Below are 12,475 nucleotides of genomic sequence, written 5' to 3' on the forward strand. Positions count from 1 at the left end.
ATATTCACGGCCGGGACACGGGTCGGGTCGGGGTCGGGTCAGTCCCAGAGCACGCCGAAGACCATCAATACCCCGATGTACAGCCAGGGAACCGAACCGACGAAGAGCACGAAGAGCCTGCCGAGGAGGAAGGGCAGCCACATCGCGTGAGCGGCGCGCTCGGGTTTGCGCGGGTCGTAGGCGAGTTGGGTGCGCAGGGTCTTGCGGGTGCACCGGTACTGGTGCACGACGCCGTCGACGTCGGCGTACTCGTACACGGTGTTCTTCCTGCCGAACCTGCCGACGGCCTCCGCCAGGACGGTGATGCCCCGCCGCCGCAGGATCGTACGGCGGAACACGTCGTGCACGGCGGTGACGAGGAACGTGACACCCAGGACGAGGGGCACGAGCCCGACGACCACTCCCAGGACGCGGGCGCCGTGGACGACGCCGACCCAGACGGCGTAGGCGAGGAACGCGAAGGGGCCGGCGGCGAAGAGCGCCGCCCAGCCGTAGTCGATACCGCCGCGCGGCACGGCGGTGACGGTGACCAGGGCGCTTCCGGCCGCGTCCCGCCGCTCGGGCAGCACGCCGGTGAGCGCCGCGGCGAAGGCGGCGTTGGCGGTCGGGTTGCCGCCCTCGACGCGGTGCGCGACACCGTCCGTGAGCACGATCTCGACGGCCCGCTCCTCGGTGGCACTGACCTCCCGGACCACGGCCAGCGGGATGTCGACGCGCTCATCGGAACGGACGAGGTGCACACCGTCGGCGTCGAGAACGGCGAAGACGCCCCACCCGCGCAGTATCTGATGCGTGGTCACATTCATGTGTGACCACCGAGACCCTCAGGAGGTTGCGCACTGACCGGCGCCCACCGCGGGACCCGAAGGCCTAGGTGGACGCCTGGTCGTTGTCCTTCAGCGCGCCCCAGCCGTGCCAGCGCTCGACGTCGATCCAGGCGCTGACCCGGGGACGTACCCGGTCCCGGTAGGGCTGGCCGAGGTAGTGGGTGGCGATGCGGTCGATGTCGGTCAGTCCTTCGTCGTCGTACATCTCGACGACGCGGCCGATGAGCGTGACGTGGGTGTACCAGTCGTCCCCGGCCAGCACGGTGAGGGTCACGCGCGGATCGCGGCGCAGGTGGTTCAGACGTACCCGGCCCGCGTCCAGGTTGATCAGCACCCGGCCGTCGTCCCACAGGTACCAGGTGGGCGTGGAGACGGGCGTGCCGTCGGCGCGCAGAGTCGCCATGACGCAGGGGTTGGGCCGCCGCAGCACGGCGACGGCTTCCGGGGGCAGCGGCGGCTTGGACATCAGGACTCCTCTGTCGGTCGGGTTGTCCGGTGGTCGGACTGTCCGGTGGTCAGGCCTTCAGGAGATGGGCTTCAGGAGGCGGGCTTCAAGTGGTGGGCCGCAGGAGGTGCGCTTCAGGTGGTCACTTCAGGCGGTGGTGGGCTTCTCGTCGAAGCTGGCGAAGTACGCGGCGACCATGTCCTCGTCGGCGTGCCCCTGCGCGGCGGCGCGTTCCATGCGCTCGGCGCTCGCCGCGGCCATGTCGAGCCGCACCCCGTTGAGTTCGCCGGCCTCGACGATCAACCGGGCGTCCTTCGCCGCGGTCGTGACCGCGAAGGACGCCGGGGTCAGCCGGTTCTCCAGCAGGAGTTCGGCCTTGGACCGCAGGTAGCCCATGTCCAGCGGGCCGCCCGCGATCAGGTCGAAGAAGTTCTGGGGATCCACGCCGAGCGCCTTCGACAGGGCCAGCGCCTCGCCGGTCGCGGTGGTGGCCGCGAGTACCCAGCTGTTGGCCACCAGCTTCAGCCGGCTGGCACTGCCCGCCGCGCCGTCCTCGCCGGTCCACAGCGTGCGGGCACCCACCGCGTCGAACACGGGCGTCACCAGGTCGCGGGTCTCGACCGGCCCCGCGGCCAGCACGGTCAGCTGCCCGGCCTCCGCGGGCTGGCGGGTGCCCAGCACGGGAGCGTCGTAGAAGTGCAGGCCGTGCTCGCGCGCGAAGGCGGCCAGGTCGCCGATCGCCCCGACGCCGGCCGTGGTCGCCTGCACCCAGGCGACCCCGGGACGCAGTTCGGGCGCCGCCTGGCGCATCACGTCCAGGGCCGCGGGGCCGTCGTAGAGCATGGTGACGACGACCTCAGCGCCCTGGACCGCCTCGGCGGGCGTGGCGGCGACGTGGGCGCCGTCGGCGGCCAGCGGTTCGGCCTTGTCCCGGCTGCGGTTCCAGACCCGGACGGCGTGTCCGGCGCGGGCCAGGTTGCGGGCCATGGCGGCACCCATGATGCCGGTGCCCAGGACGCTCACGGCGCGGTGGTCGCTCATCGTCGTCGGTCTCCCCTTCTGCTTCTACGTCTGCTTCTACGTCTGCCGAGTTCATCGGCTGCTGCTTCTGTCACTGCTGCGTCGTTGCCGTGGGTAAAGCGGGTGATGCGAGTGATGCGCGTGATTCAGGTTGTACAGGTCCGCTCAGTCCAGGTGCCCGGAAGCGGCGCGGACCAGTCCGTCCAGCCATGCCTGGTGGCCGTTGAGCATCGGGTTCGGGCGCTGGACGGCCAGGGACGCGGCGGGCTCGCCGATCTGGGTCTCCTGCGTCAGGATGCGCGCTCGGCCGCCGGAGAGATCTTCCACCAACCAGGCGTGCAGCACATCCAGGCGCTCCTGCGGCACGCCGTCCTGCGCCGCCGTCCACGACAGGCGACCCGGGACGCCCGCGGCGGGCTCCTGGAACTCCACGACCCGCGCGTCCAGGGGCGGGAAGCCGAAGGTGCCGAAAGCGAAGGCGACGCCGTCCTTCAGGCGCGGGCCACCGCCCCGCGGGAAGGAGATGTCGGCGACGTTGTCGTAGTACGACTCCCAGGTGGAGGTGTCGACGAGGTACCGCCACACCTGCTCCGCGCTCAGCCCCTTGACGATCACCTCGTTGGAGACGAAGTTGTCGCCGGTGCCGGGCAGGTACTTCTCGGGCCAGTCGATCGCGCTCTGCACCGTCATGTTCGTGATTCCTCTCCGGGACTTGCATGGTTGCCGTTCGCGGCGGGCGCCGCCACTCGGCGACGGTCTCGACGCTAGGCAGGCACGCCATCGGAGTACCAATAGGTGAGCCGATCTCTGCCATCGGAATACCGATGCCGTACGGCGCTAAGCTCGCCCCTGTGAAGAACCGGACGCTCGCATCCGACGGAACGGACGGGACCGACGGGACCGACGGCACCCCCGGAGCACCCGGCACGGCCGGAACCGGTGTCGGCGGCAGGCAGCTTCCCCCACACGCGGATCTGAACCTGCTGCGTACTTTTCTGGCCGTCCACCGCTCGGGCTCGTTCACCGCCGCCGCCCCGCTGCTCGGGCTGTCGCAGCCGACCGTGACCGCCCAGATCCGCGCTCTGGAGCAGCAGACCGGCCGGATGCTGTTCACACGCCTGCCGAGGGGCGTGGAGCCCACTCCGCTCGCCCATGAACTGGCCGGCCGGATCGCCGGCCCCCTGGACACGCTCGCCTCACTCGAAGGCGGCGAAGGCCCGCTCACGGGCGAGGGCTCCCCCGTGCATCTCGCGGGCCCGTCGGAACTGCTGTGCGTCCGGGTGCTGCCCGCGCTGGTACCGCTGGTCGCCGAGGGCGTCCGACTGCGCGTGACCCAGGGCCTGACCGAGCCGCTCCTGGAGGAGATGCGAGCGGGACAGCACGACCTGGTCATCACCACCCGGCGCCCTCGCCGCCGCGCGCTGCCCTCCGCGCCGCTGGCCGACGAGGAATACGTGCTGGTCGCGTCCCCCGTCTGGGGCGAGCGCATCGCGCAGCACACCGAGGCCGACGACCCGTGCGCCGCCCTCCGGAGCGTTCCGCTGGTCATCTATGCGGAGGACCTGCCGATCGCCCGCCGCTACTGGCGGACCGTGTTCGGCAGACAGCTCACCGACCGGGCCGCGGTCACCGTCCCGAACCTGTACGCCGTCCTGTCCGCGGTCACCGCGGGCGCCGGCTACAGCGTGCTGCCCCGCTCACTGTGCCAGGAGTCCCTCGACTCCGGCCGCCTCGTCCTCCTGCACGATCCGGAGGAACCGCCGCTCAACACCCTCTTCCTGATCCAGCGACCAGGCTCGGACACCAACCCACACGTCACCCGCGTACGCGACCGCCTCCGGGCGGCGGCGGGCAACTGGTAGAGCAAGCCGTGGAGTTCGGTGTCTGTCTACCCCGTCACACCAACCATCGTGAACGGACGGCACCAGAAGTTCGCCACCCGCTCCCGAACTCGGCCGCCGAGGAACGGCGAGACGTACTCGGCGATCCGCGTACACCGGAAGGCCGCGCGCCCGGCGGATGACCGGCAGACGGGCAACGACAGGCGGGTGGGCAGCCGACGGGCCATGAAGCACGTGGAGCACCTGCGACGCCCGCACCGTGCACCACCCGACCCGAACCCGCTACTCAGACGCCCTTTGTCGCCGGCTCCAGGATCGCCACGCACTCCACGTGATGCGTCATCGGGAACAGATCGAACGCCCGCAGCGTCCGCACCTTGTAGCCGCCGTCGCGGAAGTAGCCGAGGTCGCGGGCGAGGGCCGCCGGGTCGCAGGCCACGTAGGCGATGCGGCGCGCGCCCAGGGACGAGAGGTGTTCGACCGTCTTCTTGCCGGCGCCCGCGCGGGGCGGGTCGAGGACGATGAGGTCGACCTCCGTGATGCCGGTGCGCGGGAGGACGGACTCGACCTTGCCCTGTTCGATGCGGACGCGGTCGAAGGCGGCGAGGTTGTGGCGGGCGTCCTCGACCGCGCGCTTGCCGGACTCGATGCCCAGCACCGCGCCCTGGTCACCGAGGCGGTCGGCGAGGGCGCCGGCGAAGAGGCCGACGCCGCAGTACAGGTCCAGCGCCATGTCGCCCTTGCGCGGCAGCAGTCCCTGCATGACGGCCTTGACCAGGGTGTCGGCGGCCATCGGGTGGACCTGCCAGAAGCCGCCGCTGCCGACGCGGTAGGTGCGGCCGTCGGCGCGCTCGCGGACGAAGGCGCGGCCGTGGACGCGGTGGATGCCGCCGTCCTTCTCCTCGACGCGCATGACGGAGACGGGCTTGTCGAGCTCGACGAGGGGCAGCCGGGCGCCGGGGCGGGGCTCCAGGATCACCATGCGGTCCTGGGAGCCCGTCGCGGCGATCGCCTCGACGGAGGCCATGCCGGCCCAGTCGCGCTCCTCGATGCCGAGTTCGTCGACGCCCGGCGCCGCGATCATGCAGTGCTCGATCGGCTCGACCTCGTGCGAGCGGTGGCGGCGCAGTCCGGCGTTGCCGTCGGCGTCCACCGCGTACTGCACGCGCGTGCGCCACTGCGGCACCTGGCCGGAGGGCAGCTTGTCACCCTCGGCGGGCATCACCGTGCCGTCCCAGCCGGCCTCCTCGGGCGTGAGTCCCGCGAGCCGCTGGAGCTGCTCGGCGATCACCTCACCCTTGAGGCGGCGCTGGGCGCCGGGCTTGGCGTGCTGCCAGTCGCAGCCGCCGCAGCGGCCGGGGCCGGCGTAGGGACAGGGCGCCTCGACCCGGTCCTTGGCGGCCTCCAGCACCTCCACCGCGTCCGCGCGGAGGAAGCGGGCTCCCTCCTCGCCCTCGGTCACCCGGGCCACGACCCGCTCGCCGGGCAGCGCGTGCCGGACGAACAGCACCTGGCCGGCGTCCGTGCGGGCGATGCAGTGACCGCCGTGGGCCACGGGGCCGATCTCGACCTCGTACTCCTCGCCCACGAGCGACGCCGCCTGCGACTTCTTCGGTTCTGCCTGCATGGCGGGGGGACTCCACAACATCGAGAGGGGTACGGCCGGACAACAGCCCACCAGTCTACGTGGGTGTCGTCCGGCCGTTCACCACGTGCCGGCAGGCGGTATCACTTCCCGGTGATCACCTCATTGGCGATCACCTCTTGGCGATCACGTCCTGTCGCCGTCACCTTGGCGATCACGTCCAGTCGCCGTCACCTTTGGCGATCACCCTCTGGCGATCAACCCCTGGCGATCCTGGCGATCACTTCTTGGTGGTCGACGACTCCTTCGGCCGCTCCTGCGCCGGACCGCGTCGCACCGCGCCCGGAGCGCTCCACTCCTGCCGCTTGCGGGCACGGTTGCGCGCCGCCTCGGAGGACTCCAGCTGGTACGGCACCGAGGTCACCATCACGCCCGGCGTGAACAACAGGCGGCCCTTGAGCCGGAGCGCGCTCTGGTTGTGCAGCAGGTGCTCGTACCAGTGGCCGACCACGTACTCGGGGATGATCACGGAGACCACATCGCGCGGGGACTCCTTGCGCAGGCCCTTGACGTACTCGATGATCGGCCGCGTGATCTCGCGGTACGGCGAGTCGAGCACCTTCAGGGGCACGTCTATGCCGCGCCGCTCCCACTCCTCCCGCAGCGCCCTCGTCTCCGCCGGGTCGACGTTGACGGTGAGCGCCTCCAGGGTGTCGGAGCGCATCAGCTTGGCGTACGCCAGGGCGCGCAGCGTGGGGCGGTGGATCTTGGAGATCAGGACGACCGAGTGCACCCGGGACGGCCGGACGCTGTCGTCGTTCGGGCCGTCCGGGGCGGCGATCTCCTCGGCGACCCGGTCGTAGTGGCGGCGGATCGCCGTCATCGTCACGTAGAAGATGCACATGCCGAGCAGCGCGACCCAGGCACCGTGGGTGAACTTGGTGACCAGGACCACGACCAGGACCAGGCCGGTGAAGAAGGCGCCGAAGGTGTTGATGGCGCGCGAGCGGACCATGTGGCGGCGCTTGGCGGGGTCCCGCTCGGTGGCCAGGTGGCGGTTCCAGTGCCGGACCATGCCGGTCTGGCTGAGCGTGAAGGACACGAACACGCCGACGATGTAGAGCTGGATCAGCCGGGTGGAGTCGGCGCCGTAGATGACGACGAGCAGGGTCGCCGCGCCGGCCAGCAGCACGATGCCGTTGGAGAAGGTCAGGCGGTCGCCGCGGGTGTGCAGCTGGCGCGGGAGGTATCGGTCCTGGGCGAGGATCGAGCCGAGCAGCGGGAAGCCGTTGTACGCGGTGTTCGCGGCCAGGAACAGGACCAGGGCGGTCGCCCCGGCCAGTACGACGAACAGGAAGCTGTCCTTGCCGAACACGGCCTCGGCGACCTGGGAGATCACCGGGTTCTGGACGTAGCCCTGGCCGACCGGGTTGCCGTCGTGGATCAGGTCGGCGGCGGGGTTCTCGGCCATGCGGACCTTGGTCGCCATGGCCAGCGCGATGATGCCGCAGAACATGGTGACCGCGAGCAGGCCCATCATCGCCAGCGTGGTCGCCGCGTTCTTCGACTTGGGCTTGCGAAAGGCGGGGACGCCGTTGGAGATCGCCTCGACACCGGTGAGCGCGGCACAGCCGGAGGAGAAGGCGCGCAGCATGAGGAAGACGAGCGCGAAGCCGGCGAGGCCCTGGTGCTCGGCCTTGATCTCGTACGCCGCCGTGGGCGCCCGCATGGTGTCGTCGAGGACGAGACCGCGGAACGCGCCCCAGGCGATCATGATGAAGACACCGCCGACGAAGACGTAGGTCGGGATCGCGAAGAGCTTGCCCGACTCCTTCACGCCTCGCAGGTTCATCAGGGTCAGCAGCACGATCACGCCGACCGCGCAGGACACCTTGTGCTCGACGACGAAGGGGATCGCGGAGCCGAGGTTCTCGATGCCGGAGGCGATCGAGACGGCGACGGTGAGGACGTAGTCGACGAGCAGCGCGCTGGCGACCGTGAGGCCCGCCCGGGGCCCCAGGTTGGTGGTAGCCACCTCGTAGTCGCCGCCGCCGCTCGGGTAGGCGTGCACGTTCTGCCGGTAGGAGGCGACCACGGTGAACATCAGCACCACGACCGCGACGGCGATCCAGGGGCTGAAGTGGTACGCCGACACGCCCGCGATGGACAGGACCAGCAGTACCTCTCCGGGCGCGTACGCGACGGAGGACAGCGGGTCGGAGGCGAAGACGGGGAGGGCGATGCGCTTCGGCAGGAGCGTTTCTCCGAGCCGATCACTGCGCAAGGCGCGCCCGATCAGGATCCGTTTGGGCACGTCGGTCAGTTTGGACACAACAGAGCATCGTAGGCCTTCGAACAGAGGATCGCCCACCTGCCACCCCAGTTCTGCCTCACGAGTGAAATCGGGGCCGCGGTGGGCAACGGATTCCGCAGGTGGCGCGGCCATCGTGCCTAGATGTCTGAACCCCCGCCGTCGCCGCCCCTCGGAGGTTCCATGTCCATGACCGCAGAGCTGATCGGCGCCGCCGTGACCCTTGTCGGCCTCGGTTTCCTGACCCTGTGCAGCGTGCGCAGCATCACGCGCCGCTGACCCGCGCCACCCGCCGCCGACCGCCGAAGCCGGGCTCCGCGCGTCCCCGCACCGCCGGTGATCGTGCGCGGGGGTGCCCAGCGCACACCGCGCGTGTGTAGCTTGGGCCGCGGTCTGAGACCCTATTCAAGCCAAGTCACCCTTGACCTCGGAAGGACGGTCGTGCACATCGTCATCATGGGCTGCGGCAGAGTGGGCTCCGCTCTCGCGCAGACCCTGGAGCAACAGGGGCATACGGTCGCCGTGATCGACCAGGACCCCACCGCCTTCCGACGACTGGGCTCCTCTTTCGGCGGCCGCAGGGTCACCGGCGTCGGCTTCGACCAGGACACCCTGCGCGAAGCCGGCATCGAGGACGCCGGCGCCTTCGCCGCCGTGTCCAGCGGCGACAACTCGAACATCATCGCGGCCCGCGTGGCCCGCGAGATGTTCGGCATCGAGAACGTCGCGGCCCGTATCTACGACCCCCGTCGTGCCGAGGTCTACCAGCGTCTGGGCATCCCGACGGTCGCGACCGTCCGCTGGACGGCCGACCAGATGCTGCGCCGCCTGCTGCCGTCCGGCGCCGAGCCACTCTGGCGCGATCCCACCGGCGGTGTGCAGCTCGCCGAGGTGCACGCGTCCAGCGCCTGGGTGGGCCACCGGATCAGCGAGCTCCAGGAGGAGACGGGCGTCCGCGTGGCGTTCCTGACCCGGCTCGGCGAGGCGATGCTGCCCACCTCGCTGACCGTGCTGCAAGAGGGCGACCTGGTGCACGTGATGATGCGCACCGACGACGTCGAGAAGGTCGAGGCGGCGTTCGCCGAGGGCCCGAAGGAGGGCGGGCACTGATGAGGGTCGCCATTGCCGGTGCCGGTGCGGTCGGCCGTTCGATCGCGGGCGAGCTGCTGGAGAACGGTCACGAGGTCCTGCTCATCGACAAGGCGCCGACCGCCATCTCGGTCGAGCGCGTCCCGCAGGCGGAGTGGCTGCTCGCCGACGCCTGCGAGATCACGTCGCTCGACGAGGCGGCCCTCCAGCGCTGCAACGTCGTGATCGCCGCGACGGGCGACGACAAGGTCAACCTGGTCGTCTCTCTGCTGGCCAAGACGGAGTACGGCGTTCCGCGCGTCGTCGCCCGGGTCAACAACCCGAAGAACGAGTGGCTCTTCAACGAGTCCTGGGGCGTGGACGTGGCCGTCTCCACTCCGCGTCTGATGTCGGCCCTGGTCGAGGAGGCGGTGAGCGTCGGCGATCTGGTCCGGCTGCTGCGCTTCAGCCACGGCGACGCCAACCTCGTCGAGCTGACCCTGCCGGAGGAGTCGGCCCTGGCCGGCACCCAGGTCGGCGACGTGGAGTGGCCGGAGGACACCTCCCTGGTCACCATCATCCGCGGAACCCGCGTCCTCACTCCCTCTCAGGAGGACTCCCTGGAGGCGGGCGACGAACTGCTGTTCGTGGCCGCGCAGGCCCGCGAGGAGCAGCTGGAGGACCTGCTGTCGGTGCGCCGCGAGGACACCGCCGGCTAGTCGGCCAGTCGGTCAGTCGGCCCAAGGAAGTACGAGGACGGGGCGCCCGGAAAATCCCGGGCGCCCCGTCCTCGTACCAGCGACTTGTACCACCGACCTGAACCGGCGACTCGTGCCCTACCGGCGGTGGCGTCCGCCCGTCGTCTCGTCGTGCTCGGCGGCCAGCGCTGCCTTCCGCTCCTCCTCGGCCTTCTCCTCGGCCTCCATCTCGGCGAAGACGTCGATCGGCGCGGGCGCCTTCGCGAGGACGAGCCAGGTGATCCAGACCGCGAGCAGGAACGGCGGGATCTTCAGCGCGATCAGGACCCAGCCGAGCTGGGCGGTGTCGGCCCACCAGTACAGCGGGAAGAGGATCGCGCACTTGGCGAGCAGGATCAGGCCCCAGGCCCAGCTGGCCTTGGCGTACGCCTTCTTGCGGCCCGGGTTGCGGGTGCGCCAGGAGAGGTTCTCCTTGAAGACCGGGCCGAGGATCAGGCCGATCAACGGGACCCCGCACAGCGTGCTGATGATGTACGCCAGGGCCAGGCCCAGCGTGTAGAGCATGCCGGGCAGGTAGAAGTCCTTGGCGTTGCCCGTCATCATCGCGAACACGACACCGAAGGCCACGCCGAAGACACCGCTGAAGGCGTGCTTGACGGTGTCCTTCATGACGAGCCGGACCACGACCAGCACGACCGAGACGGCCAGGGCGGCGATCGCCGACCAGTGCAGGTCCTTGTTGATCGTGAAGATGGTGACGAAGAGCAGGCCGGGCAGCACCGTCTCGACCATGCCCCGCACCCCGCCGAACGCCTCGAAGAGCGCGGCCTCCGTCACCGCCCGGGCGTCGTCCTGCTGGGGTTCCTGGGTCGGCTTGTCGAGCGACGTCACCGGCTACTCCCGTCCAAGGGGTCTCAGTTCGTACTTGGGATTGAACAGCACCCGGCGGCCCCGGCTCATCGAGATCCGGCCGGACGCCAGCAGTCTGCGCCCCGGTTCTATGCCCACGATGGAGCGCCTGCCGAGCCACACCACGTCCAGCGCGGCGGAGCCGTCGAAGAGCTCGGCCTCCAGGGCCGGAACTCCCGCACGCGGCCGCAGGGTGACCGTGCGCAAGGTACCAGTAACCGTCACGATCTGTCGGTCGTGGCAGTCACCGATCCGGACGCAGCCGGCGGTCTCGGCGTCCTCTCGCAGTTCCTCGGACTCCAGATCCTCCTGCGACGAGGAAAGCCGGTCGAGCATGCGCCGGAACCGGCCCACCGGCTTTTCGGAACGAGGAACAGCACTCATATCTGAAGCGTACCGGGGTGCACTGTCGGCAACGTACCCATGGTGCGGGCACTCGAACCGGGGCCCGCAGCGACGCCCGTGCCGACGGCCGCACCGAAGCCCGCAGCGGGGCAGGTCGGGCCGCCGTCTCACCGCTCGATCGGTTCGGTTCCCCGACCGGCACCCGGTCGGCCGCCTGCCGACAGGCGCCTGCCCACCACCCCGGACCGCCGCCGCCCACCGCTCACTTCTCGAACCGGTAGCCCATTCCGGGCTCGGTGATGAAGTGTTTCGGGTGCGAGGGGTCCGTCTCCAGCTTCCGGCGCAGCTGGGCCATGTACACCCGCAGGTAGTTCGTCTCGGTCCCGTACGAGGGGCCCCACACCTCCTGGAGCAGCTGCTTCTGGCTGACCAGCCGGCCGGTGTTGCGCACCAGCACCTCCAGCAGATGCCACTCCGTGGGTGTCAGGCGTACGTCCTTGCCGTCCCGGTTGACCTTCTTGGCGGCCAGGTCGACGGTGAACCCCTCGGTCTCCACCAGCACCTCGTCCTCGCCGGCCCCGGTGGGCTCGGCCCGGCGGACGGCGGCCCGCAGCCGCGCCAGCAGCTCGTCCATGCCGAAGGGCTTCGTGACGTAGTCGTCGGCGCCCGCGTCGAGCGCCTCGACCTTCTCGTCGGAGGAGTGCCGCGCCGAGAGCACCAGGATCGGCACCCGGGTCCAGCCGCGCAGCCCTCGGATCACCTCGACGCCGTCCATGTCGGGCAGGCCCAGGTCGAGGACGATGACGTCCGGGTGACGGGCCGCGGCGAGCTGGAGCGCGGAGGCCCCGTCGTGGGCCGCGTCGACCTCGTACTTGCGGGCCTTGAGGTTGATCACGAGGGCGCGCACGATCTGCGGCTCGTCGTCGATCACGAGCACCCGGGTCATAGGACCTGCCTTTGCGGTTGTGCGGGGTGGAGAAGCTCAGGGCGCGATCCTGCCGCGCGCAGGCTGAGAACCATGGTGAGGCCGCCGCCGGGCGTGTCCTCGGCGTCGAGTGTGCCGTCCATCGCCTCGGCGAAGCCGCGCGCGACCGCGAGGCCGAGGCCCACGCCGGCTCCGCGCGGAGCGTCGCCGTAACGCTGGAACGGTTCGAAGATGCGTTCCTTGGCGTCGTCCGGGACACCCGGTCCACGGTCCACGACGCGTACCTCGACCCGGTCGGCGAGGGTGCTGGCGGCGACCAGGACGCGAGTGTCGCGCGGGCTGTACTTGACGGCGTTCTCGACCAGATTGGCGACCACGCGCTCCAGCAGCCCGGCGTCGACGGCGACCATGGGGAGGGTTTCCGGGATGTCGAGGTCGACGCTGTCCTCGGGGACACCCCCGAGGGCCATCGGGACGACCTCGTCGATGTCCGTCTCCCGG

Annotated in this window: 13 protein-coding genes; 3 read left to right on the forward strand and 10 right to left on the reverse strand. The window is 70.5% G+C overall.

Annotated features, from left to right (window positions below):
• Positions 1-38 precede the first annotated feature (38 nt).
• From ACWCQK_RS04375 to ACWCQK_RS04390, 4 genes are all read right to left on the reverse strand, one after another.
• Positions 39-806 (reverse strand): hypothetical protein, encoded by a 768-nt coding sequence (locus tag ACWCQK_RS04375; protein ID WP_451151710.1) that lies wholly within the window; start codon positions 804-806, stop codon positions 39-41.
• A gap of 64 nt (positions 807-870) precedes the next feature.
• A complete protein-coding gene (locus tag ACWCQK_RS04380; protein ID WP_451151712.1) occupies positions 871-1,293 on the reverse strand; it encodes a PPOX class F420-dependent oxidoreductase in 423 nt (140 codons plus the stop codon).
• A gap of 126 nt (positions 1,294-1,419) precedes the next feature.
• Entirely contained in the window at positions 1,420-2,313 is an 894-nt protein-coding gene (locus ACWCQK_RS04385) for an NAD(P)-dependent oxidoreductase (RefSeq protein WP_451151714.1), read from the reverse strand.
• A gap of 144 nt (positions 2,314-2,457) precedes the next feature.
• Positions 2,458-2,982, reverse strand: coding sequence for an SRPBCC family protein (locus ACWCQK_RS04390; RefSeq protein ID WP_451151716.1), 525 nt, complete (start codon positions 2,980-2,982; stop codon positions 2,458-2,460).
• A 161-nt stretch (positions 2,983-3,143) separates the two neighbouring features.
• Between ACWCQK_RS04390 and ACWCQK_RS04395 the strand changes: the two genes are divergently transcribed.
• On the forward strand, positions 3,144-4,154 hold the full coding sequence (locus tag ACWCQK_RS04395; protein WP_451151718.1) for a LysR family transcriptional regulator: 1,011 nt from the start codon (positions 3,144-3,146) through the stop codon (positions 4,152-4,154).
• Positions 4,155-4,419: 265 nt separating this feature from the next.
• Here the strand turns inward: ACWCQK_RS04395 and ACWCQK_RS04400 are convergent, their stop codons facing one another.
• The gene (locus ACWCQK_RS04400; protein ID WP_451151720.1) at positions 4,420-5,760 is read right to left on the reverse strand and encodes a class I SAM-dependent RNA methyltransferase; all 1,341 of its coding nucleotides are present in this window, start codon (positions 5,758-5,760) and stop codon (positions 4,420-4,422) included.
• 238 nt (positions 5,761-5,998) lie between these two features.
• Positions 5,999-8,050, reverse strand: coding sequence for an APC family permease (locus ACWCQK_RS04405; RefSeq protein ID WP_451151722.1), 2,052 nt, complete (start codon positions 8,048-8,050; stop codon positions 5,999-6,001).
• 420 nt (positions 8,051-8,470) lie between these two features.
• On the opposite strand from ACWCQK_RS04405, the gene ACWCQK_RS04410 reads away from it, so the two are divergent.
• The gene (locus ACWCQK_RS04410; RefSeq protein WP_451151724.1) at positions 8,471-9,139 is read left to right on the forward strand and encodes a potassium channel family protein; all 669 of its coding nucleotides are present in this window, start codon (positions 8,471-8,473) and stop codon (positions 9,137-9,139) included.
• Positions 9,139-9,816: a potassium channel family protein gene (locus ACWCQK_RS04415; RefSeq protein ID WP_451151726.1), complete on the forward strand. Its 678-nt coding sequence runs from the start codon at positions 9,139-9,141 to the stop codon at positions 9,814-9,816. Before ACWCQK_RS04410 ends, ACWCQK_RS04415 begins: the two co-directional genes overlap by 1 nt.
• A 117-nt stretch (positions 9,817-9,933) precedes the next feature.
• On the opposite strand, the gene ACWCQK_RS04420 is transcribed toward ACWCQK_RS04415, so the two are convergent.
• The 4 genes from ACWCQK_RS04420 to ACWCQK_RS04435 form a co-directional block, all read right to left on the reverse strand.
• Positions 9,934-10,686: a DUF3159 domain-containing protein gene (locus ACWCQK_RS04420; RefSeq protein ID WP_451151728.1), complete on the reverse strand. Its 753-nt coding sequence runs from the start codon at positions 10,684-10,686 to the stop codon at positions 9,934-9,936.
• A 3-nt stretch (positions 10,687-10,689) separates the two neighbouring features.
• Positions 10,690-11,088, reverse strand: coding sequence for an OB-fold nucleic acid binding domain-containing protein (locus ACWCQK_RS04425; RefSeq protein ID WP_451151730.1), 399 nt, complete (start codon positions 11,086-11,088; stop codon positions 10,690-10,692).
• 223 nt (positions 11,089-11,311) lie between these two features.
• Complete coding sequence (locus tag ACWCQK_RS04430; RefSeq protein ID WP_451151732.1) at positions 11,312-11,995, reverse strand: response regulator; 684 nt, start codon at positions 11,993-11,995, stop codon at positions 11,312-11,314.
• Positions 11,992-12,475: sensor histidine kinase (locus ACWCQK_RS04435; RefSeq protein ID WP_451151734.1), on the reverse strand; the 484-nt coding region annotated here is incomplete at its 5' end. The genes ACWCQK_RS04430 and ACWCQK_RS04435, both read right to left, overlap by 4 nt.

This window comes from Streptomyces sp. NPDC002306, assembly GCF_053593435.1.

What these genes read in the sequence shown, in the direction of transcription:
- ACWCQK_RS04385 (WP_451151714.1), bottom strand. Translation starts at nt 2,313, where the DNA reads ATGAGCGACCACCGCGCCGTGAGCGTCCTGGGCACCGGCATCATGGGT.
- ACWCQK_RS04430 (WP_451151732.1), bottom strand. Translation starts at nt 11,995, where the DNA reads ATGACCCGGGTGCTCGTGATCGACGACGAGCCGCAGATCGTGCGCGCC.
- ACWCQK_RS04390 (WP_451151716.1), bottom strand. Translation starts at nt 2,982, where the DNA reads ATGACGGTGCAGAGCGCGATCGACTGGCCCGAGAAGTACCTGCCCGGC.
- ACWCQK_RS04375 (WP_451151710.1), bottom strand. Translation starts at nt 806, where the DNA reads ATGAATGTGACCACGCATCAGATACTGCGCGGGTGGGGCGTCTTCGCC.
- ACWCQK_RS04415 (WP_451151726.1), top strand. Translation starts at nt 9,139, where the DNA reads ATGAGGGTCGCCATTGCCGGTGCCGGTGCGGTCGGCCGTTCGATCGCG.
- ACWCQK_RS04400 (WP_451151720.1), bottom strand. Translation starts at nt 5,760, where the DNA reads ATGCAGGCAGAACCGAAGAAGTCGCAGGCGGCGTCGCTCGTGGGCGAG.
- ACWCQK_RS04425 (WP_451151730.1), bottom strand. Translation starts at nt 11,088, where the DNA reads ATGAGTGCTGTTCCTCGTTCCGAAAAGCCGGTGGGCCGGTTCCGGCGC.
- ACWCQK_RS04380 (WP_451151712.1), bottom strand. Translation starts at nt 1,293, where the DNA reads ATGTCCAAGCCGCCGCTGCCCCCGGAAGCCGTCGCCGTGCTGCGGCGG.